Source organism: Pseudoalteromonas sp. Ps84H-4 (genome assembly GCF_024124645.1).
In the GTDB taxonomy this organism is placed as follows: domain Bacteria; phylum Pseudomonadota; class Gammaproteobacteria; order Enterobacterales; family Alteromonadaceae; genus Pseudoalteromonas; species Pseudoalteromonas lipolytica_C.
The window spans coordinates 22,345-44,797 of record NZ_JAMXSK010000027.1 but is presented as its reverse complement, the minus strand read 5'-3'; the positions used below and the strand labels follow the sequence as shown (position 1 = coordinate 44,797).

Here is a 22,453-nt window from a genome sequence, read left to right as displayed (position 1 = left end):
TGTTAAACCTCATTCTCTGTCGTAAAGCCGCCAAGTTGGCGAAGCCGAGTTATTAATTGTTGGCCATGCATCGCGTGCAAGCCGTCTTCGGTGAGCTCATTTTTATGGGTGACGCCATCGACACTACCGCGCTCACTTAGGTAATTTAAAATGTTGAGTGGCTCAATATCAGCCAACAAATCTGTGTTATGCCAGCGACTTAAAAAAGCAATTAGCCCGTATGCCGCCCAGTTAGATACATCAGCAAGTAAAAGCTCATCGCAAGGGGTTATACAAGGAGTAATGTTAAGTGCTTGCATATGCTGTGCAAGGTTACCCATGCCTATTTCGTTACCGCCATCACCAATCGCTATGGTGGGGCAAGGTGCTTCTGTTATAAAAAAATCAAAGCAGCCGCAATGCTCAGAAATATCAATACCGCGCATATTGTAATAACGCTGATGTTTGTTAAGCCCCGGTCGTTCTATTGATAAAACACAATCAGGCTTTAACTGCTCAAGGGCTTTAATGCTAAAGGTGCGGGCATTTTCAATACTGTTAATCGGCAACTCAAAACAGTTAAAATCGTTTTTTAGAGCACTGTAAAGGGGGTTGCCAGTAACCAAAATCGGCTGTTTACCAAGCTTTTCGAGTACTTTGTAAAGTGCTATAGCACCTACCGGGCCGTCGGTTTCGAAGGTATTGTTGACCGCAAAGCCAGTTCCTATCAACACAGTTCCTTGCGCGTGATGAAGAGATTTTGCCGCACGTAAATAGGTGCCAGTCTCTTGCTTGGCGTACAAGTGCTGCATACCACGTGGATTTTGCTCAACCATCATGGTTTCAATGTGTGTGCTGAGCGAGTCGTCGCTTAGGCTTGCTGACATAATGCTTTGATCTCTTGAATTAGCGCAATACCCGCTTCATTATCGCCGTGCACACAGAGGCTGTCGGCATGCAGAGCCAGTTGCTGACCGCTTCGCGTTGTCACTGTGCCATGCTCCAATAGCTGCTTTACTTGTGCGATTAATGCTGATTTATCGTGAACACTGCCTGCAAGAGAGCGTGATACGAGCTTTCCTTCATCAGTGTATTGCCGATCGGCAAACGCCTCTAATATCAGCTCGAGTTCAAGCTCGTTTGCCATGGCTTGATGTTTTGCAGAAAGATTAGTTGCTAAAATCATTAACTTTAATGGCTTAGGATAACTAGCTACAGCACGCATAACGACATTTAAAATACGCTCATCGCTCATCATATCGTTATATAGCGCGCCATGAGGTTTAACATATTCAAGCGTTAAACCATGTACTGCAGCCATCCCATCAATGGCTGCAATTTGATAATAAAGACAATTGCTCAGCTCTTTGTCACTCATTGCCATAGAGCGACGTCCAAATCCCTGTTTATCAGGGTAACTTGGGTGCGCACCAATGGTAACATTATGCTGCTTGGCAAGGGCTAAGGTTGCGGCCATTACATCGGCATCTCCGGCATGAAAACCGCAGGCAATATTAGCCATATCGATATGCGGCATTACTTGCTCGTCGAGGCCCATTTTCCACATTCCAAAGCTTTCGCCAAGGTCGCAATTGAGTTTTATTGTCATATTAAAAGGCTGCCATTTTGCTGTTTGGAATATCGGTGATCAGCATATGCCCTGGGCTGTGGGTTATACAAAAGTCAGGTGCTGCATTGGCAATGGCTATTTGTGGGGTTACACCACAGGCCCAAAATACCGGTACCTCACCTTCACGAATGCTAACCTGATCGCCAAATTCAGGTTTATTAATATCCTTAATCCCAATTGCTGCAGGGTCGCCAAAATGTACTGGAGCGCCATGTACCCCCGGAAAGCGACTACAAATTTGAATCGCCCGAATAGCATCGGCAGGTTTCATCGGACGCATGCTTACTACCATGTTAGCATGAAAAATCCCCGCCTTTTGGCATGCGATATTTGTAAGGTACATGGGTACATTTCTTTGTTCAGTAATGTTACGAATTTCAAGTCCTGCTGCAATAAGTGCTTCTTCAAACGAGAAAGAACAACCAATTAAAAAAGTGACTAAGTCATCACGCCAATACTCGGTAATGTTAGTTACTTCTTTAATCATTTGACCATTTTTGAAAACGCGATAACGTGGTAAGTCACTACGAATATCAATATCTTCCCCAACCGTAGGCATATCGGTTACGCCTGGTAATCGACTTGTTGCAATGATTGGGCAAGCTTTCGGATTTGCCTGACTAAATTGCAAAAAATCAAACGCGTATTGCTTGGGTAAAATGACCAAATTTGCCTGTACGAACCCTGGCGCAAAGCCAGATGTATTTCCGCTGTAGTCGCCCCCTCTCACTATTTTACGAATAGCGGCAGGGGTGGTTAATGATGCATCTTTTTGCATGTGTCTCTCCTTGAAATTAACACTCAACTGATGCTGCTACAATAGCACTCAGTTTAAGCCATTAACAGTTACTGGTAGTTGTCCATTTGCAGAGGCCTTACCCATCAGCACTTTTGCAAGTGCAGTAAACGCAGGGCCAGCAATCTTTTCTTCGGTGTCTATATCAATATTGTAAGCATAAGTGGCAAGAACTGCATCGGCAAATTTGCCAAATTGTGAAATATCGTATGGAGCTCGTAAGCTAACAAAAACAGTTTTCTTGTTCGCTAGCTTAGCTTGCTTTAGTAATGACTCTAGTGCTGCTGATTGATCTGCCTTAGCGATAGCAAATTCAGGGTTATCAGCTAAATCATCCATTCCGCCTACTTCAACAGCACTTTGTTTTGGTGATGCATTTGCAGCAATGATCACATCGGCCTCATTCATTTCTTTTAAGGTCGAAATTGGCTCATAGCCTTGCAAGCTAGTGCAGCTAAAGCTAAGTAGTGTATTAGTGTTATCAATCAGTGCTTGTTGTAGGGCAAAACATTTGCGCGTATCAGGCATGATGATATGTACTTTTGTACCTGATTTAATGTTCAGTGGCAGTGTGTTGTTCTCGTTTCTTACTTCGGTGATAGCTGCAAGGGCTAACTCAGCCTCTACTTTTCTGTGACTTTGGTCACCGAGTAAAAGCTGTGCTTTTTTGATGGCTGCTTCATCATCAAGCTTTGTTGTGAGCTTAAACTTTTCTTTAAGCTTTAAAATACGTGTTGCAGAAGCTGTGATCTCATCGGCATTTAAAGTACCGCGCTGAACTTCTTGCTCTAATCGGTCTATAAGAGCTTCAAGTACCTCTAAATCTTTTGGACTTCTGATTTCGATTGGCATAAGGGCAATATCAACACCCGCAGCGAAGGTATTTACAACCGCTTCGATTGGCTCAAAGAAGTGGCTGATACCAGCCATGTCTAGTGCATCTGTGATCACAACACCTTGATAACCAAGCTCATCACGTAGTAAATCAGTGATGATTTTACGCGACATGGTCGCTGGCTTGATCATGGTTTTCCCTTCTTTACTAACAAAGGTGCTGTCATCTAGGGCTGGGTATTGGATATGCGCAGTCATAATCATACCCGGTTGCTGATTTTTAATTATGTCTTTAAACGGCGGTAAGTCTTGCTGCCAAATAGTCTCTTTGTCATGCATTACTTTTGGCAGGCCAGTATGACTATCGACGTTTGTATCACCATGACCCGGAAAGTGCTTTAACGATGAAATAACGCCATTATTTTCAAACCCTGCCACTTGTGCGCCACCTAGTTTTGCAACCAACTGCGGATCTTCGCCGTATGAGCGCACGTTAATAACTGGGTTATCTGGGTTCATGTTCACATCAACTGTTGGCGCATAGTTAACATTTACACCCAGTGCCAACAGCTCTTCTGCGATTATACGGGCAGACTCTGTTGCGAAGTGTGTACCGTGTTCTTTATAAGTTGCGCCAATCGACATATTACCGGTAAATGAAGTGCCAACATCACGTGGTATACGAGCTACGCGGCCACCTTCTTGGTCTATTGAAATAAATAGCGGTAAGCCAAGTTCAGACTTTGCAGCAGCTTGTTGTAAGTCGTTATTAAGTTTGATTACTTGGGGCACGGTATCGATATTTTCAGCAAATAAAATAACACCACCAATGTTGTGTTTGCTGATGATATTAGCTAAATCAGCAGGTAAGCGGGTGACTGGCGTTCGACATTTTTGCTCGCCGGTGTCTTGCTCACAGTAATAGCGCAAGTCGAGCATCAGCTTTTGCCCTAACTGTTGTTTTAAAGTTAACGCAGATTCAGCAAATGATGATTGTAATGGCATGAAACACCCTAATCCGATAACCAGTGACGATAGTGCAAACTTATTTAACACAGCAAGCTCCAAAGCTAAACGCTTATTTGATTTTTAGAATAAATTATTCTTGATGTTAATGGGTTTTTAAATATAAATACAGTATTTTTTTGCTACCCTAGCGGTTTTTTTGTCTAACTGCAAAAAGCTAAGTTAGATCACAAAATAGGGCTATTAAGCTTAAATAACCAAGTCTTTATTACTGCAAAGGTGCTAGTGAATTGATAATTTATCAATTTAATTGGTCGCTTTTTAAGGCAAATTAAAGTAATAATATATTCCATAATTATCAGCGCAGATATGGCAGGCCAGGGGGCGAGATGGCTTTTACTCAATTGCACGCATTTAAACAGCAAATTACACCTTTTTTACCAGAGTCAGCATTAATAGAAGATTACTCACGTCGATATGCCTACGGCACTGATGCCAGTTTTTATCGTTTGGTGCCTGAGCTCATCGTATTGGTGAGTAATCAAAATCAAGCAAAGCATGTGATAAGTGCAGCACAACAACATAAGGTGGCTATTACCTTTCGAGCTGCTGGAACCAGTTTGTCTGGGCAAGCAATTACTGACTCAGTATTAGTGTTACTGTGTGATAGCTGGAGTCAATTTGAAGTTTTAGATGATGGTGAAGCTATTCGTCTAGAGCCTGCGATTATAGGAGCGCGAGTAAACCAAATACTGGCACCTTATGGTAAGAAAATAGGCCCCGATCCCGCATCGATTAACAGCTGTAAAGTAGCCGGCATGGCGGCAAATAATTCATCAGGAATGTGTTGTGGGGTGGCACAAAACAGCTACCACACAGTCAAAGATATGACCCTTATTTTTGCTGATGGTACTGTGCTTGATACCGCAGATAGTCAAAGTTGTGAAAAGTTTTTACAAAGTCATGGGGCATGGGTTGATGAGTTAATGAGCCTTGTTGACAGTGTTAAAGAAAATAGCGACTTAAGTGAGCGTATCGCCCATAAATACCGCTTAAAAAACACCACAGGTTATGGTTTAAATGCGTTGCTGGATTTTTCAGATCCAATTGAAATCATTAAGCATTTAATTATTGGTTCTGAAGGAACGCTGGCGTTTATTGCTGATATTACCTATCACACAGTGATTGAGCACGCACACAAACATACCGGTTTCTTTATTTTTGATGATATCAGCAAGGTGTGTGAGCTGGTGCAAAGGCTGAGTGAGCTTGATGTTGCTGCGGTTGAGCTACTAGATAAACGTGCCCTGATGTCGGTGTCTGAGCATGCCATAATGCCAAAAGAAGTGGCCAGCTATCCCGAGCAGTCAGCGGCACTTTTAATTGAGTTAAGAGCAGAGAATACAGATGCCCTTGCGTTACTAACACAAACCACGCAGCAACTTATTGCACAGTTTAGCCAAAACCAATTAGCAGCGATTGATTTTTCTGCTGATAGTGCCCGTAATGCGGCACTTTGGAATATCCGTAAAGGCACCTTTCCTGCTGTCGGTGCTGTGCGCGAAACAGGCACCACCGTAATTATTGAAGATGTTGCCTTCACGCTTGATAAATTAGCACAAGGCGTGAACGCACTTCATCAGCTCTTCATTAAATATGGTTATGATGAAGCCATTATTTTTGGTCATGCTTTAGCGGGTAACTTGCATTTTGTATTCACCCAAGCGTTCGATACACAAGATCAAGTTAATCGTTATGAGCAATTTATGGCCGATGTGGCTAACCTAGTAGCGGTTGAGCTAAAAGGCTCTTTAAAAGCAGAGCATGGCACAGGGCGTAACATGGCACCTTTTGTAGCAACAGAGTGGGGCGATGATGGTTTCGCTGTAATGGTTAAGCTAAAACAGCTATTTGATCAACACAACATTCTTAATCCTGGTGTCATTATTAATCATGATAAAAATGCCCACACTCAGCATTTAAAAGTCATGCCAAAAAGTGATGATATTATCGATACCTGTATCGAATGTGGCTTTTGCGAAGTTGTTTGCCCATCAAAAGGTCTTACCTTAACACCAAGGCAGCGTATTACCTTGTGGCGACACCGCACTGAGCTACACAATCAATTGCTAACAACCGATGATTTAGCGAGTAAGCAGAAATTAAACCAAAAGCTCAGTGTTATCGAGGCTGACTTTAAATATCTTGGTATTGATTCGTGTGCGGCGACGGGACTTTGCGGGCTAAAATGCCCGGTCGGAATAAACACGGGCGAATTTATAAAATCGCTCAGAGCAGAGCAAGCCTCTTCAAGCAAAGTGAAACGGTCATTAGCTCGCTTTGCTAGTCAGCATTTTGCAGTTGTCGCATCTGGCGCTCGATTTGGCTTAAACGTGATGCACGTGCTCGAAAAAGCAATAGGTAGTAATAACCTAAGAAGTCTTAGTAAACCTGCTCATAAGTTGCTTGGTACGCCGTTGTATTACTCGGCTTGGCCAAGAGGGGAGCAACCAATAAATAATAATTCTAAACAACCCCAACAGGCTAAAAAGTTGGTGTATATGCCTAGCTGTGCAACTCGCGTTTTTGCAGCAGATAAACTTGCCGATGATAAACGACCACTGATTGATGTTATGCATTCATTAGCCCAAAAAGCGGGATTTGAGGTTGTAATACCTAAACAAGTAGATTCACTGTGTTGTGGAATGCCATTTGCGAGTAAAGGCTTGAATAAAGAGTTTTTAAATAAAAGTGAGCAGTTACTTACTGAGCTTGAGACGCTTTCAAATAATGGCCAATATCCCATCGTTTTTGATGCCAGCCCTTGTGCGCTCACCACTCTCAATGCCGCGCAAAATTCATCACTCTCAATTTACGAAAGTGCTGATTTTGCAGCCCAGCATTTACTGCCTAATTTGCAAGTAACGCCAGTGAATGAGCCTGTGATGCTGCATGTTACTTGTAGCTCAAAGCGATTAGGTAAAGAGCAAAGCTTAGTGTCGCTTGCCAAGGCATGTAGCAATGAAGTGATTATTCCAGCTGATATTGAGTGTTGTGGTTTTGCCGGAGATAAAGGATTTAACTTGCCAGAGCTAAATAGCAACGCGTTAAAAACCCTTAAACAACACGTGCCAAAAAATTGTAGTCGCGGTGTGTCTAACAGTCGTAGCTGTGAAATTGGTTTAACTGAGCACAGTGGCATTAGTTATCAGTCAATTTTGTATCTACTCGATCAGCAAAGTCATGCAATACCACAGACTTAACTGCTAATTTAATGGGCTAGTCTGACTAGCCCATTTTTTAAAAACCTACACTTTCCAAAAAATGCCTTTTCTATAACACGTGAGCATCACAAGGTAAGATACGGCTAAAAACAACAGCGAAAATACAAATGATGCTAAATAATCGTTGCTTATAAACACTTGTATTAAGCCGTAAATACTGCCTTTTAAGCTGCTATCGCCTATTGGAATCATTATTAATAGGCGTGCAAATACGCCTGCAAACATAAAAAAGAGTATCGCATTGGCGCCAAATACAATAAAGGGTGCGCCCCAGCTTCGTACTTTATAAATATCTAAAATGGCACTGCACAGGGCATACGTAATAATAGCAAGCCCAGAGCTGAGCAACACATAGCTTGGTGTCCATAATGCTTTGTTGATAGGCGTTAATGGCGAAATAGCATAGCCGGCAAAAACAGCTAATATGCCTGCTAAGATAAATGCGTGGGCTTGCTTTTTAAGATCAGGTTGTTTTGTTAAGTAAACCGCAGCCAAGATGCCACTTAGCGCACTGGCAATGGCTGGAAGTGTAGAAAAAAGCCCCTCAGGATCAAATGGCAGTGGCTTAGCATTCGCATAATACACATGGTGACTACCTAAAACCGTACTATCAATAAAGGCACTTAAGTTATTGCCATGTAACCATAAGCCACTCACTACCTCGCCGTTTGGCAAGGTATAAGGGATATAAAGCATGGCGGCGCCATAAAATAATAAAAGAGTGATGCAAGTAATGGCTATTTTCTTAGGCGATAAATAGAGATAACAACACAGAGCGACTAAATACACCAAACCAATACGTTGCAGCACGCCCAACACACGCAACTGCAATAGTTTGTCATCAACCCAACTGAAAGAGGGATCTCGAAAGTTGTAATAAAACAGGGCTAAAAACCAACCAAGAGCAATAAGCTTGAGGGTGCGAATAACACCTGCTTTTACTATTTGCTGATCACTCACTCCTTTAGCGCGCAAGTTATTTACTGATAGCGTGATAGACATGCCGACAATAAAAATAAAAAACGGAAAAATTAAATCAGTCGGTGTCCAGCCATGCCACTGTGCATGTTTCAATGGCCAATACATCGCTCCCCAACTCCCCGGATTATTTACTAAGATCATAGCGGTGATAGTTAGCCCCCGCATTACGTCTAATGCCATAAGGCGGTGTGTGGGGAGTGACTTTATAATATCGGAACAATGTTGGCGCATAAGAAAACTTTATTTTTATTTTGTTTTAACATTGTAATAAATTATTATTTCAAAGCAAGTTACTTTTTGTTCAATTACTGACCCGTAAAGCTTTAAACGCTTAGCTTAGTATTTGATTGAAAAAACATTACAAGAAATGAATTGCCATTACTTGGTTGAACCATCTATTTGCAGATGTTTTCACTTAAATTAAGGATGTTTCCTTTGTAAAAAGCAGTAACTTGAAATTAGAGTAATTACACTTATTTGTTTGCGCTAAATCAAATTCTGATAAAAGTTTTATAGAGGTACACAGAACAAATTGCTAGTATAAAGGTATTAGATGTACCCGATATGGAATTTGGGGCCCATATGTGAGAAGTATCGTGCTTAATAGTCTTAGCAAACGCTTAAACCTACGTCGTTTAATTTTATTATTAGCGTTTTCTGCAACGCTTATTACCTTTTTAAATAGTTATTACTCGAGCTACCAAGTTCAAAAACAACAACTAATAGATAAAACAATGGGTAATCACAAAGCCTATGCTGCAAAGTTGGTTTCGGCTACTGATAACTTTTTGTTAGCTGCTCAGCAACAGCTTGCCTATGTAGGCAAAATCCTTGAAGAAGATTTTAATAATCAGAAGCTGATCAGTGCTGAAGCAGAGCGCTTAAGATTACAAACTAATAGTTTTAACTCGATTATAATCGTTAATAAACAAGGCGAAATTCTTGGCGTATCGCCGCAGTCTCTTGAACTTCAAAATCGTAAAGTAGATAGTTTTGGCACCAAGGCTGCTTTGTCATACCGTATTCCTATGATCAGCGAGCCTTACATTTCTATGGCGGGTAATTTACTCATTTTTATCTCGCAACCTCTATTCGATAAAAACAGCAATTTTATTGGTTATGTTGGCGGAACTTTATACTTAAAGCGCGCCAGTATCTTAAATCAGTTATTGCAAGTTCATTTCTATCAAGACGGCTCTTATTTATATGTGGTTGATGAAAACCATCGTTTACTTTACCACCCCGATAAATACCGTATTGGTGAGCAAGTATTTGATAACCAAGTAATTGAAGAAGTACTAAAAGGGAACTCAGGGACTCAGCTTGTTACCAATAGCAAAGGCGTTGCAATGCTTGCTGGCTACGCACCGATGACAGTAGCTCCTTGGGGAGTAGTAACCCAACGTCCACTCGACAGTACCCTTGCACCGCTCGACAGCTTAATGTGGCAAGTATTTGTAAAAACGGCACCAATTGGTTTACTCACTTTTGTATTTATTTGGGTGCTTGCGCGTTTAATTGCACAACCTTTGAGACAATTAGCTGAAACCGCCAATACTCTCGATCGACCATCTACTTCGCTTGAGTTGACACAAATTCGTTCATGGTACTTTGAAAGCAATGAGCTAAGAAAAGCCATGCTTAGAGGTGTTGGCTTGTTACACAGTAAAATTGGCTTGTTACGTCAAGAAGCACAAACGGATCCTTTAACCTGTTTACATAACCGCCGTAGTCTCGATATGCAGTTAAGTCACTTTATAGAGCAGCGTTGTCCATTTGCGATACTGGCAATCGATATCGATCATTTTAAACGGGTAAATGACGAATATGGGCATGATATTGGCGATGTAGTATTGCAATCACTTGCTAAAATCTTACTGGATGTCACGCGCGATGGTGATGTTGTTGCACGTACAGGAGGTGAAGAGTTCATTGTGATCATGCCAAAAGTTGAGGCAAAACGGGCTTATCAACTCGCTGAGCGCTTGCGTATGCGCGTCTCAGAAAGCTTCATAGATCCAGTGGGCTGCATTAATGTATCAATTGGTATTTCGGGCTGGCCTCTGGAACAATTGAGCCTCGAAGAGGTGTTTAAATTGGCTGATCAAGCTTTGTATAAAGCTAAAAAGACCGGGCGCAATCGCTGTGTTGTTGATGGCAGCTACTATAAAGAGCTAACCCCTATTTCTGACACTCCAGTGTTGGAATAAGTTATTTTATATGCAATAGTGAATGTTATTAAGTTATTTACGGACAAATCGATATGGCATTTACTTTACTCGCTCGATTAATAAAACCAATTATGTTTGCAAGCGTTGCTCTGACATGGGGTAATAATGTTTACGCAAACTCGGATGACGACAAGCGCAGCGAGTTTATTGATGTAGGCGTATTGATACCGAATGCAGTGTTGGATATTCGCTATTTTGGTCATCATAATTTTGTTGGCAAACCTATAGATGGCTACAATGCACCTAAATGTTTATTACATAATAGTGCTGCTACAGCCCTTAAAAAAGTACAAAATGCCGCTCAAAATGAAGGGCTTAGCTTAAAGATATTTGATTGCTATCGACCACAACGAGCAGTCGATCACTTTGTGCGTTGGGTGAACGATTTAGAGGATACCCGCACTAAAGCTGAGTTTTATCCAAATCTAGGCAAAGACAAGCTACTAGGTGATTATATCGCCGCTAAATCGGGCCACAGCCGTGGCTCAACAATTGATCTTACCTTAGTCGATGCAAAAGGCAAAGAGCTCGATATGGGCTCACCCTTTGATATGTTCGACACCCTGTCAAACACCGACGACCCGCGCATAAGCGCAGAACAAAAAGCCAATCGATATAAACTAAAAACCCTCATGACTGATGCCGGTTTCGCCCCTTATTCAATGGAGTGGTGGCATTTTACCTATCAACCTCAAGCATACCCCGCTACCTATTTTGATTTTGTGGTGGAGTAGTTAAGTTAGCGAGTTTAGAGTTACGAGATGGCGAGCTGGCAGCGATTTTACATCGCGTCCTAGAACCCAGAGGCTAGAACCTAGAACTTAGCGCATGATGACGCGGGATAAACCCGCTGCTACAAGCTGCTGCAAGTAGGCGTGAAACTTGTAGCAGCGCATCTGAAGGCTGAGAGCTCCTTCATGTTGGGTTTCGCTGGCTCTAGCCAACCTACATCACCTCTTTTATCGGTGAATAATCAACTTTAATTTCAACAATATCGACATTGGCATTTTGTTTAAAAACGTCTTGCACTTTTAATAAATCAGTATCTTTTTCAGCGAGGTATCGATATGTTTTGTTGGTCATTTTTTTTAACGTGTATTGGCTGCTAAGATCTACCGGTAAGCTATTATCTTTGAGAGTTAAATAGATAGCGCCGGTAGCAATACCAGGCTCTTTCATCGCGTGATTAAATACTTCAGTGCCTTTGGTTAAAGTAGGCGCGGCAAAGGTAATTTTTTCGCCATTATTGCTAAAAGCGTTAATTGGTTTTTGTTTGTTAATCTCGACCACTTTTTTAACATCTTTATCTAAAACTTGTTCTTTTTGTGAACTACTTGCTGAGTGTTGCGAGCTATCTTGTTCGGATATTTCACTTTTTTGACAGCCTGATAAGAGTATTAGCGCTAGTGTAACTAACTGTATATTAATTGCTTTGTTCATTATTGACCTGTTTGTTCGTTACTTTTGTTTACAATTGATTCTGTCTTTTGATTGCCAGATTAGGTACATTGGCTTTGGTTATGATTGTTAACCGAAAATAAAAATATAACAATAGGGAACGTAAGGAATGTCTCAATTTAAAGTAACTGCTGTTGCAACTATGGTAACGGCTATCTTGGCATCAACTCAAATACAAGCAAGTGAACAAACTCGCTTTTACAACGCATCAAGTGTTAGTTCTCAAGTACAGTTTAATCCTCAAGTATCTCAGCAACGTGCATTAGCTGAGCGTCGTACTGTATCAGGGCACAAATCAATTTTCGATGAGCAATTAGGTAAAGCTACGTTCCTTTGGAATGCGGTAGGTCAAGCTAAGCCAGACATGGCGATGATCCTTCCTGAGCAGCGCAATGCATACGCTGCTGATTTTTATCTAAATGCTTTAACGGGCGTTAGCGCTCTGAAAAAAGGTGTATCGAGCGCCGTACTAACTGATTTATCTGAGCAGAAGCTTGGTTCAATCACAGCTAAATACAAGCAAAAAGTACATGACATTGAAGTATTCAACCGTGAATACAACCTGATCATGGACAAAGAGTATAACCTAGTTGCAGGTTCTGGCTACTTTGCAAACACAAGCGCTAGTGCAACCAAATCGTTCGCACCACTTGCTGAATTTGTTGGTGCGGAGCAAAGCATTAAACGTGCGATTAAAGAACTTGCTGATATCGACGTATCGCTAACTAAATCAACTGAACAAGGCGACTATGTTAAGTACAATGTGTCTAACCAAACTGGTGACAAAATTGTACTAGGCCAGCCACGTGCTAAGAAAGTATTCTTTGAAGTAGCAGGCGAGTTGCAATCTGCATACTACGTTGAAGTAGAAGTTGCTGATAAAAACAGCCTAGAAAGCGATTACTTCAGCTACGTTATTGGCGCACAAAACAGCAAAGTTTATTTCAAGAAAGACTTAAAAGCACACGCGGCAGACTTTAACTACCGTGTATGGGCTGACGAAGATGGTTATCCGTGGGAAGGTCCTCATGGCGACGTGATCCCAGCTGATGGTCCAGATCAAATCGATGAAACTGAAATCCTAGATGCACCACTTGTAAGTTTGTCTTACTATAAAAAACTAAGCACGATGGATCCGTGGCTTGCTGATGATGCTACAACCACTTCAGGTAACAACGTATTTGCTTATGCCGATGTAATCGCACCTCAAGGTTACACTGAAGGTGACTTCACTGCTGAAACTACATCAGACTTCACATTCGATTACCCTTATCAAGTTGACCAAGTAGCAAACAGCTACGATAACCGTAAAGCGGCAATCGTTAACTTGTTCTACATGAACAACTTTTTACACGATTTCTTCTACGACCATGGTTTTGACGAAACATCAAATGTTGCGCAAGTATCGAACTACGGTCGTGGCGGTGTTGAAGGCGACCCAATCGAAGCGCAAGCACAAGATAATAGCGGATTAAACAACGCAAACATGTCTACGCCTGCAGATGGTGCAAGCCCTCGCATGCAAATGTATTTATACAATAGTAAAGATGCAAAAGTAGGCATTGACTATGGTGTGGTTGTAACATCTGACGCGACCATTGGTCTTCTAGATTCGTCAAAAGTATCTAGCTTTGGTCAAATGCAATTTGCTGATATCGCTGGCGAAGTTGTTCGTCTAGTTGACGATAATAACGTTGATTCTGGTAGCGTAACTGATGGTTGTGAACCTGCAACAAACGCAGCAGAACTAGCTGGTAAAATTGCGCTAGTAGACCGTGGTTCTTGTAACTTCACTGCAAAAGTACTACACGCTCAAGAAGCGGGTGCAATTGGTGCAATTGTTGTGAATAACAACCCAGATACTGATGAGCCAGCGCCAATGGGCGGTGAAGATGATGCAGTGCTTATCCCTAACATGGGTCTTAACTTTGCTGACGGTCATGCACTTTATGATGGTATCGATGCTGGCGAAACTGTTACTGTTAACATGTTCAATAAAGCTACGTTAAAAGACGGTACGTTAGATAACGGTATTATTGCTCACGAATGGGGTCACTATATCAGTAACCGTTTAGTGGGTAACTCATCGGGTCTTATCAACTTCCAAGGTCGCGCGATGGGCGAAGGTTGGGGTGATTTCCACTCATTGATGTTCATTGCGAAAGCAGATGACATCAACATCCCGGGTAACGACAAGTTCCAAAAAGCATACGGTAGCGGTACTTTCGTAGAAGACTTCTATTATGGTATCCGTCGTGTTCCATATTCAACAAATATGGACGTTAACCCACTGTCTTTCCGTCACATTACTGAAGATGCTGGTGATGATGTAGGTATTGCACCAACGAGTGTTGCTTCACCACATGCTGCAGGTGAAATTTGGGCAACCATGCTTTGGGAAAGCTACGTAGCGCTTATCAACAAGCACGGCTTTGAAGATGCTCAAAACCGTATGGCTAACTACCTAGTTGCTGGTTACAAGTTAACACCAGTTGCACCATTATACACAGAAGCACGTGATGCAATCTTAGCGGCTGCATATGCAGTTGACCCTGAAGATTACAAACTAATCTTAGGTGCATTTGCTAAGCGTGGTATGGGCTTAGGTGCTCAAGCGCCAGATCGTTTCAGTGAAGATTTAACGGGTGTTGTTGAATCTGACAAAATGCAACTTGCAAGCTTTACCCTAAAAGATGTTGAAATGAATGCAAGCTACAATGGTGTTGAGCTTGGTTATTGTTCAAACGACAACATTCTTGATAAGGGTGAAACAGGTACTTTAACTGTTAGCATCATGAATACAGGTAGTGAAGTACTAACAGGTACACAAGCACAATTAACTGTTGTGAGTGGTCACGATGTTACATTTGAAAATGATGGCTTAATCACATTTGACGATACAACACCGTATGCTTCGCAAACAAGTGCACCAATTAAGTTCACATTAAACGATGCTGGCACTGCTGATACGCTTGAAATCGAAGTGTCATTCCCTGAGCTTTCTGCTGATGATGAAATCGTTGAAGCTCTAAGCGATACAGTATCTTACCTTGTAAACATGGACTTTGAAGACAAGGCACCTGTTAGTTCACAAACTGCTGATGATATGGAAGTAGCAGGTACATCATTACGCGACTGGAAAGAGCACGTAATGACAGGTGATGACTTAGCTGTTGGCACGCAAAGCATGGCAACTGGCGGTAATGTTAACTTCTTCAACAGCTTTGGTTTTGGTCTTGGCGAGCAAACAATGTACTTGAACAACAATGACTTCCAGTCAGATGTTGCTATTGAGTCAAGAGAGTTCGACATTGGCTTTGCAGGTGAATTTGAAGTTTCATTCTGGCACTTCTACCTAATCGAAAACGAGTGGGATGGTGGTGTTGTAGAAATCAGCGTGAATGGTGGTAACTGGGTTGATGTTACTGAAATGGGCGGTTCATTTGATGTTGGTTACGACGGCCCACTAATCGAAAATGACGCACAAGCACTACAAGATCGCGATACCTTCACAGGTAACAATATTGATAATGGTGTTTATGGTAACTACGAAACTATTCGTTTTGGTACTGAACTAAACGGTAACCGTGCAAAATTACGCTTCCGTATCTCATCAGACAGCGCAGTACGTGAGTTCGGCTGGTGGATTGATAACGTGACTGTAAGCAATGTTACGTCACCAATCTTCTCGAACGTAATTGCTGGTGATACGTTAGCATGTGATAACGCACTTCCTATTATTAGTGTTTCTGGTGATGAAACGGTTTCTGAATCGGCTTCAGGTACTGTGTCTGTTACAGCAACAGACCGTAACAACGACACACTAAGCTACACATGGACTCAAGTGAGCGGTACTACAGCAACGCTTACAGGTGCTGATACGGCTACTTTAGGCTTCAAGCCAGGTGCTATCTCAAGCGATGACGAGTTAGTATTTGAAGTAACAGTGAGCGATGGGACAGATTCTGTTTCAGAGCAGTTCACTGTTGCTGTAACTAACGAAGCTGAGCCAGTAGAAGAGAAAAAAGTAACTAAATCTAGCAATGGTAGCTTTGGTTTCTTAACGCTTCTACTTGCACCATTAGCGCTTATCGGCCGTCGCCGTAAACGTAAATAATACTTTTAAATAGTGATAACAAAGCCCTTACAGCTCGCTGTAAGGGCTTTTTTGTTTTTAAGTTAGCGAGAGTAAAGTTAGCGAGTTTCGAGTTTAGAGATACGAGATACAAGGTAGCAGATTTTACATCGCGTCCTAGAACCTAGCCCCTTTTTGTAGGCGTGAAACTTGTTTCGCGCGTCTGACGACTGATAGCTGGAAGGTTCTTTACATTGGGTATCGCTTCGCTCGACCCAACCTACGTGAAGAGTAAAGAGGTTGAATGTTGTGGGGTTATCAATACTCGATAACCCCACAATTCGGCTTAGAGCTTAAAGCTATTGAACCGTTGCTTTTAAGCCGCGGCGTTTTAACAACGCAGACGTATCAGGCTCTTGACCACGGAATGCTTTAAACGATTCCATCAGATCACGAGAGTTACCTACTTCTAAAATTTCTTTGCGGTATTTTTCACCCATTTCGCGAGTTAAACCACCTTGCTCTTGAACATAAGCAAACGCGTCTGCCGCTAGGATTTCACTCCACATATAAGCATAGTAACCAGCTGAGTAACCGCCGCCCATTGAGTGTGAGAAGAACGCAGATTTATAACGTGGTGGTACAAATGGTACGTTAACACCGTGCTTAGTAAGAGCTTGCTCTTCAAACTTTTCAATGTCTTGTAGTGGCGCATCAGCAGAAAGTGAATGCCATTCCATATCAAGTAGTGCAGCAGCAACATACTCTAAGGTATCAAAACCTTGGTTAAAGCTACGAGATTGAATGACTTTTTCAAGTAGCTCATCTGGAATTGGCTCACCTGTTTTATGATGTTTCGCATAGTTTGCGATAACTTCAGGGTACATTGCCCAGTCTTCTTCAAAGGTAGAAGGAAACTCAACGAAGTCACGTGATACCGAAGTACCTGAAAGTGTTGGGTATTTAACTTTTGAGAACATACCGTGTAAGCCATGACCTAGCTCGTGGAAAATCGTTGTTGCTTCATCGTAGCTGATAAGTGTAGGTTCACCATTCGCGCCTTTTTGAATGTTCATTACATTCACAACCACAGGCTTTTGATTTTTTAGGCCAGACTGCTTCACAAATGAGCTCATCCAAGCGCCACCACGTTTACCTTCACGAGCAAAGTAATCGGCATAGAAAATAGCTAGGCTTTTACCATTTTCGTCAAATAGTTCATATGCTTTCACATCAGGGTGGTAAACTGGTAAGTCGCTACGTGGTTTAAAAGTAATCCCATATAAACGGTTCATTGTATAAAACACACCGTCTTCAAGAACACGATTAAATTCGAAATACTCTTTTACTGCATTTTCGTCTAGATTGTATTTATCTTTGCGAACTTGCTCTGCGTAGAATAACCAATCCCATGGCTGTAGCTTAAATTGTTCACCAGACTCATCGATCTTAGCTTGAATAGCCGCAGCTTCAGCATTAACGTTTTGCATTAATGCAGGGATCATGCTCGCAAACATATCAAATACTGCTTGAGGTTTTTTCGCCATTTGTGACTCTAAACCAAAATCAGCCCAGCTGTCGTAGCCTAATAATTTAGCTTTTTGAGCGCGTAAGTGAGCAAGTTCTGCCACTATATCGCGGTTATTATTTTCACCTGATAGCGCACGCTCAGCCGATGCACGCCATACTTTTTCACGCAACTCACGGTTTTTAAGGGTTGCTAATATAGGCTGGCGAGTTGTATTGGTGATCTTAATTAAGTACTTGCCGTCATGACCAGCTTCCGTTGCTGCATTAGCAAGCTGTTCAATTTGACCCGCAGGTAAGCCTTCAAGCTCAGCTTTGTCATCAACAATAACAACATTTGTTTTTGTCAGTGCTAATAAGTTTTGCGAAAACTGCGTCGTTAAACTTGAATGCTTGGTATTGATATCACGAATTTGCTGTTTTTGTTCGGCATTTAATTGTGCACCAGCGCGAACAAAACGCTTGTAGTAAACATCAAGTAAACGTTTTTCTTCGGCTGTTAATGCTAGTTTGTCTGCATCGTTATAAACCGCTGCTACTTTTTCAAAAAGTGCTTTATTAAGAAAAATATTATCGTTATGTGATGCTAACTTAGGTGCTAATTCTTTTTGGATTTCACGGCGAGCAGGGTTTGAGTCACTGCCTGCTAAGTTATAAAAAATGCTACGAGTACGGGTTAACAGCTCACCACTTTTTTCAAGAGCAACAACGGTATTGGCAAAATCAGGCTTTGCAGGGTTGTCGATGATAGCTTGTACTTCAGCCATTTGCTCTGCCATGCCTTTATTGAAAGCTGGCATAAAGTGTTCATCTTTAATAAGGCTAAAATCAGGCGCCTCGTATTGCAGTGCACTTTTAACAAATAGTGGGTTTGCTTGTTCAGCTGCAGTTACTTCTGCTGTTTGTTCAGTTTTACGCGTATCAGCTCTGTAGTTTGAGGCTCAGAACAGGCCGTTAGTAATAACGCTGAGCTGATCGCGGTTGCGACTAGGTGTTTCATAGTGTTTCTCTTGTCATTTTTTAAAGTAATTGTACCGATATAACGTTATGTCAGCACTTTATGTAATCCTAGTGTTGGTTGTTAGTATGAGATTACACAAAGATGGCACGAATGTGTGCATGAGTGAGGCTGATATAACTTTGCGGTTAATATATAGAGCATACTGTGTATCGATAGCAATAATCTCATTCGTTGCGATAAGGTGATTATTGGCTGCGATAAGTGGTTAATTTTCGTAAATGTCAGCGTATCTTTTTCGACTTCTCAAGCTAAATTGTCATCAGATACTGTTTAAAATTAATACTCATAATGCAAGTTCGTCCTTACGTTTATAGCTGCATGACAATGATGGTGTGAAAGGCCCAAAAATTAGCTCTTGATAAAGTTTTATAATGTTATATTGTATCATTTTCTTTGGTGCGATAGCACTTATTCAGTTCATCAGAATTGATGCTTTAGCAATAAATATAAATAATACAAGAAGTTGATATGCAATTACCCGATATAACCTCGCACTCTAATACAGATTTTCAATCACCTTTAAAATGGGTTGGCATGGAAGGTATCGCATTACCTTGTAAACTTGCACAACCTCATGTTGATGCGCACCTTAATGCCAAAGCAGATATTTTTGTCAGCCTTGATAGCGATGCAAAAGGTATTCATATGTCGCGTCTCTATTTACTACTTAATCAGCTATTAGCTAAACAAAGCTTAACCAGTCAGCGTGTTAGTGAGTTTATGAATGCCGTTTTAGCATCACAAAAAGACTTAAGTAAAAGCGTAAAACTGGTGCTGCATTTTGATTTACCAGAGCTAAAACCTGCGCTCCTGAGCGACCATTGCGGTTACAATGCTTACCCTGTAGTTTTAACCATCACGAAGCAGCAATCACTTACCATTAACTTAAAAGTCGATATTGCCTATAGCAGCACGTGCCCATGTTCAGCGGCATTATCGAGGCAGCTTTTGAGCGAAGCGGTCAATAAACAGTTTAGCGATGCCGCTATTGATAAAGCATCTTTAATCAATTGGCTCACAAGTGAACAGGGCTCTATTGCAACCCCTCATAGCCAGCGCTCATATGCGTATATCGATGTCACTTTTAGTAACGAAAAGCTTCCGGATATTAGTGGCTTTATCACAGTCTGTGAGCAAGCCATAGGGACCCCAGTGCAAACCGCCGTTAAGCGTGAAGATGAACAAGCATTTGCCGCCCTTAACGCAAAAAACTTATTATTTTGCGAAGATGCAGCAAGGCGATTAAAGCAGTGTTTCGAAACCATGCCGGGTATTGCTGATTACCAATTTAAAGTGGAGCATCAAGAAAGCTTACACGGCCACAATGCTGTGGTTTATGAGTCTAAGTATTAGGCCCTACAGCCTTATTTGGTTTACAAACTTTGACATTAGCGGTCGCAAATTATTGCTATTGGCTAGCACAATGATAATGATAAGAGCGCTAACAAGATAAACATAACAAATATAAAGGACGACTATGCGTTTTAAATTTATTGCTGCTGCAGTGGGTCTGGCTGTAGCAAATGTTGCTGTTGCCGACGAAGGCATGTGGCAACCTCACCAGCTACCAGAACTTGAATCTATCCTAAAAGCGAAAGGCTTAAGCATTGATGTTGAGTCAATTTCAAAATTGACCGAGTTTCCGATGAACGCAGTAATTAGCCTTGGTGGTTGCACTGCTTCGTTTGTTTCACCAAAAGGCTTAGTTGTAACAAACCATCACTGTGCCTATGGTTCGATTCAATATAACTCAACCACTGAAAATAACATTTTAGAAAATGGCTTTTTAGCTAAAACAACGGGCGAAGAAGTACCTGCAGCGCCGGGTTCTCGTGTTTATGTGACAGAGCAAGTGACAGAAGTTACCGATAAAGTAAACAAAGGCACTGAAAAGCTAACAGGTAAAGCACGCTTTGATGCTATTGAAGCAAATGAAAAAGCACTTGTTAGTGAGTGTGAGCAAGACCAAAGCTATCGCTGTAATGTGTATACTTTCCACGGTGGTCTTGAGTACTACCTTATTAAATCGCTTGAAATAAAAGATGTACGTTTAGCCTATGCCCCAGCGATGGGCGTAGGTAAATACGGCGGTGATATCGACAACTGGATGTGGCCTCGCCACACCGGTGATTTCTCGTTCTATCGCGCGTATGTTGGCAAAGATGGCAAGCCTGCTGAATATTCAGAAGATAACGTACCGTACCAGAGTGATGCGTTTTTAAAAGTAAGCGCTAAAGGCGTTCAAGAAGGCGATTTTGTGATGGTTACCGGTTATCCGGGCAGCACAAACCGTTACCGTATTTCGCCTGAAGTTGATTACGTGTTTAACACAGCCTACCCATTAGCGCGTAAATATAATTCTAAATATGTCTCGTTAATTGAAGAAAACGCCCCTGATGGTTCAGAGGCACGTATTGCTTATGAAAGTACGATTGCGGGTTACAACAACTACATTAAAAACTATGGCTCAATGATTGAGAGCTTCAATAAAGGGTCAATGTATAGCCGTAAGCAGCAATTCGAAAAAGATCTCACTGCGTGGATCAATGAAGATAGTAAGCGCAAAGTTAAATACGGACATGTACTTGCTGATTTAACGGCGTTAGTTGCTGAGTCTCAAGAGCACAACCAACGTGACCGTATGTTAGGGTATGTACACCGTTCACAAATGATGTCATCGGCTCGTATGCTGTATCGTTTAGCTTATGAAAAACAAAAGCCAGATGCTGAGCGCGAAAGCGGTTATCAAGAGCGTGATATGCCGCGCATTAAATCACGCCTAGAAAGCATGAGTCGTCGTTATGATGAAACCGTTGATAAAGCCATTTTATTGTACTTTATTGAGCAATATGCAGCTTTACCAAACGATGAGCGAGTTGCAGAGGTAGATAAAGCGCTTGGTTTAACCAATGGTTTTGATAAACAAAAACAACAAGCGTTACTTGATGATATGTATGCTAAATCGGTTCTTGCAGATGAAAGCAAACGTTTATGGATGACAGAACTTGACCTTGCTCAGTTAAAGCAAAGTAGCGATCCATTCATTCAATACGCTCAGGCTGTTTTTGCCGTTACTAAAGACATTGAAGATGCGAAAAAAGAGCTGGCTGGTAAACAGCAAGCTGCTCGCCCTGCATTAATGGAAGCAATTATCGCTTATAACAAGGCACTTAATAAGCCTGTTTATGCTGATGCTAACAGCACCTTGCGTGTAACTTACGGCACGGTAGGCGGCTATTCACCGCAAGATGGCTTAGTGGCAACCCCCTTTACATCTTTAGAAGGCCTGCTTGCAAAAAATACCGGTGTTGAACCATTCAACTCACCAGAAAAGCAAAATGAGTTAATTAAGCAAAAGCTTTATGGCGATTACACTGGCGGTATGAATACGGTTCCGGTTAACTTTTTATCGAATGTAGATACTACAGGCGGTAACTCAGGTTCACCAACGCTAAACGGTAATGCTGAGCTCGTTGGTTTGTTATTTGATGGTGTTTACGAAAGCATTATTGGTGATTGGGATTACGATGAAAACTTAAATCGCTCAATTCACGTTGATTCACGATACATGTTGTGGGTGATGGATAAAGTTGATAATGCTCAAAATCTACTTAAAGAGATGACCATCGTTAAGTAATCAAAGTTTAACGTTAATTTAAGCATTAAAATGC

The 22,453-nt window shown here is 41.6% G+C and carries 13 protein-coding genes; 6 read left to right on the top strand and 7 right to left on the bottom strand.

All coding sequences use genetic code 11. The features are described from left to right. Positions 1 to 2: 2 nt before the first annotated feature. The 4 genes from NH454_RS19150 to NH454_RS19135 are packed head-to-tail and all read right to left on the bottom strand — an operon-like array spanning position 3 to position 4,244. Positions 3 to 866, bottom strand: a complete 864-nt coding sequence (locus NH454_RS19150) for a glutamate cyclase domain-containing protein (RefSeq protein ID WP_138558414.1) — start codon at positions 864 to 866, stop codon at positions 3 to 5. Continuing rightward, positions 851 to 1,582, bottom strand: coding sequence for a 5-oxoprolinase subunit PxpA (locus NH454_RS19145; protein ID WP_253039986.1), 732 nt, complete (start codon positions 1,580 to 1,582; stop codon positions 851 to 853). Before NH454_RS19145 ends, NH454_RS19150 begins: the two co-directional genes overlap by 16 nt. A gap of 7 nt (positions 1,583 to 1,589) precedes the next feature. Continuing rightward, the gene (locus NH454_RS19140; RefSeq protein ID WP_135926682.1) at positions 1,590 to 2,387 is read right to left on the bottom strand and encodes a putative hydro-lyase; all 798 of its coding nucleotides are present in this window, start codon (positions 2,385 to 2,387) and stop codon (positions 1,590 to 1,592) included. 48 nt (positions 2,388 to 2,435) lie between these two features. After that, a complete protein-coding gene (locus NH454_RS19135; RefSeq protein WP_253039974.1) occupies positions 2,436 to 4,244 on the bottom strand; it encodes a glycoside hydrolase family 3 protein in 1,809 nt (602 codons plus the stop codon). Between the two features lie 350 nt (positions 4,245 to 4,594). Here NH454_RS19135 and NH454_RS19130 point away from each other — a divergent pair, with 350 nt between their 5' ends. After that, positions 4,595 to 7,468 (top strand): FAD-binding and (Fe-S)-binding domain-containing protein, encoded by a 2,874-nt coding sequence (locus NH454_RS19130; RefSeq protein ID WP_138558413.1) that lies wholly within the window; start codon positions 4,595 to 4,597, stop codon positions 7,466 to 7,468. 45 nt (positions 7,469 to 7,513) lie between these two features. Here the strand turns inward: NH454_RS19130 and NH454_RS19125 are convergent, their stop codons facing one another. After that, positions 7,514 to 8,701 carry a heparan-alpha-glucosaminide N-acetyltransferase domain-containing protein gene (locus tag NH454_RS19125; RefSeq protein WP_253039972.1) on the bottom strand — a complete coding sequence of 396 codons (1,188 nt, stop codon included), beginning with the start codon at positions 8,699 to 8,701 and terminating at the stop codon, positions 7,514 to 7,516. A gap of 353 nt (positions 8,702 to 9,054) precedes the next feature. Between NH454_RS19125 and NH454_RS19120 the strand changes: the two genes are divergently transcribed. Together NH454_RS19120 and NH454_RS19115 are read left to right on the top strand one after the other, a co-directional pair. Beyond that, entirely contained in the window at positions 9,055 to 10,680 is a 1,626-nt protein-coding gene (locus NH454_RS19120; RefSeq protein ID WP_366031219.1) for a sensor domain-containing diguanylate cyclase, read from the top strand. Positions 10,681 to 10,733: 53 nt separating this feature from the next. After that, a complete protein-coding gene (locus NH454_RS19115) occupies positions 10,734 to 11,435 on the top strand; it encodes a M15 family metallopeptidase (protein WP_253039970.1) in 702 nt (233 codons plus the stop codon). A gap of 211 nt (positions 11,436 to 11,646) precedes the next feature. Here the strand turns inward: NH454_RS19115 and NH454_RS19110 are convergent, their stop codons facing one another. Then, positions 11,647 to 12,141 (bottom strand): hypothetical protein, encoded by a 495-nt coding sequence (locus tag NH454_RS19110; RefSeq protein ID WP_253039968.1) that lies wholly within the window; start codon positions 12,139 to 12,141, stop codon positions 11,647 to 11,649. A 127-nt stretch (positions 12,142 to 12,268) separates the two neighbouring features. Between NH454_RS19110 and NH454_RS19105 the strand changes: the two genes are divergently transcribed. After that, positions 12,269 to 16,276: a rhombosortase-dependent M36 family metallopeptidase gene (locus NH454_RS19105; RefSeq protein ID WP_253039966.1), complete on the top strand. Its 4,008-nt coding sequence runs from the start codon at positions 12,269 to 12,271 to the stop codon at positions 16,274 to 16,276. 317 nt (positions 16,277 to 16,593) lie between these two features. Here NH454_RS19105 and NH454_RS19100 read toward each other — a convergent pair whose 3' ends face one another. Then, on the bottom strand, positions 16,594 to 18,561 hold the full coding sequence (locus NH454_RS19100) for a M3 family metallopeptidase (protein ID WP_366031216.1): 1,968 nt from the start codon (positions 18,559 to 18,561) through the stop codon (positions 16,594 to 16,596). A 689-nt stretch (positions 18,562 to 19,250) separates the two neighbouring features. On the opposite strand from NH454_RS19100, the gene folE2 reads away from it, so the two are divergent. Both folE2 and NH454_RS19090 read left to right on the top strand, forming a co-directional pair. Next, positions 19,251 to 20,135 (top strand): GTP cyclohydrolase FolE2, encoded by an 885-nt coding sequence (gene folE2, locus NH454_RS19095; RefSeq protein ID WP_253039964.1) that lies wholly within the window; start codon positions 19,251 to 19,253, stop codon positions 20,133 to 20,135. A gap of 124 nt (positions 20,136 to 20,259) precedes the next feature. Next, the gene (locus NH454_RS19090) at positions 20,260 to 22,419 is read left to right on the top strand and encodes a S46 family peptidase (protein WP_253039962.1); all 2,160 of its coding nucleotides are present in this window, start codon (positions 20,260 to 20,262) and stop codon (positions 22,417 to 22,419) included. Positions 22,420 to 22,453 lie beyond the last annotated feature (34 nt).

Coding starts and splice junctions, on each gene's coding strand:
- NH454_RS19150 (WP_138558414.1), bottom strand. CDS start 866: ATGTCAGCAAGCCTAAGCGACGACTCGCTCAGCACACACATTGAAACC.
- NH454_RS19140 (WP_135926682.1), bottom strand. CDS start 2,387: ATGCAAAAAGATGCATCATTAACCACCCCTGCCGCTATTCGTAAAATA.
- NH454_RS19135 (WP_253039974.1), bottom strand. CDS start 4,244: ATGCCATTACAATCATCATTTGCTGAATCTGCGTTAACTTTAAAACAA.
- NH454_RS19130 (WP_138558413.1), top strand. CDS start 4,595: ATGGCTTTTACTCAATTGCACGCATTTAAACAGCAAATTACACCTTTT.
- NH454_RS19125 (WP_253039972.1), bottom strand. CDS start 8,701: ATGCGCCAACATTGTTCCGATATTATAAAGTCACTCCCCACACACCGC.
- NH454_RS19115 (WP_253039970.1), top strand. CDS start 10,734: ATGGCATTTACTTTACTCGCTCGATTAATAAAACCAATTATGTTTGCA.
- NH454_RS19110 (WP_253039968.1), bottom strand. CDS start 12,141: ATGAACAAAGCAATTAATATACAGTTAGTTACACTAGCGCTAATACTC.
- NH454_RS19105 (WP_253039966.1), top strand. CDS start 12,269: ATGTCTCAATTTAAAGTAACTGCTGTTGCAACTATGGTAACGGCTATC.
- NH454_RS19100 (WP_366031216.1), bottom strand. CDS start 18,561: ATGCCAGCTTTCAATAAAGGCATGGCAGAGCAAATGGCTGAAGTACAA.
- folE2 (WP_253039964.1), top strand. CDS start 19,251: ATGCAATTACCCGATATAACCTCGCACTCTAATACAGATTTTCAATCA.
- NH454_RS19090 (WP_253039962.1), top strand. CDS start 20,260: ATGCGTTTTAAATTTATTGCTGCTGCAGTGGGTCTGGCTGTAGCAAAT.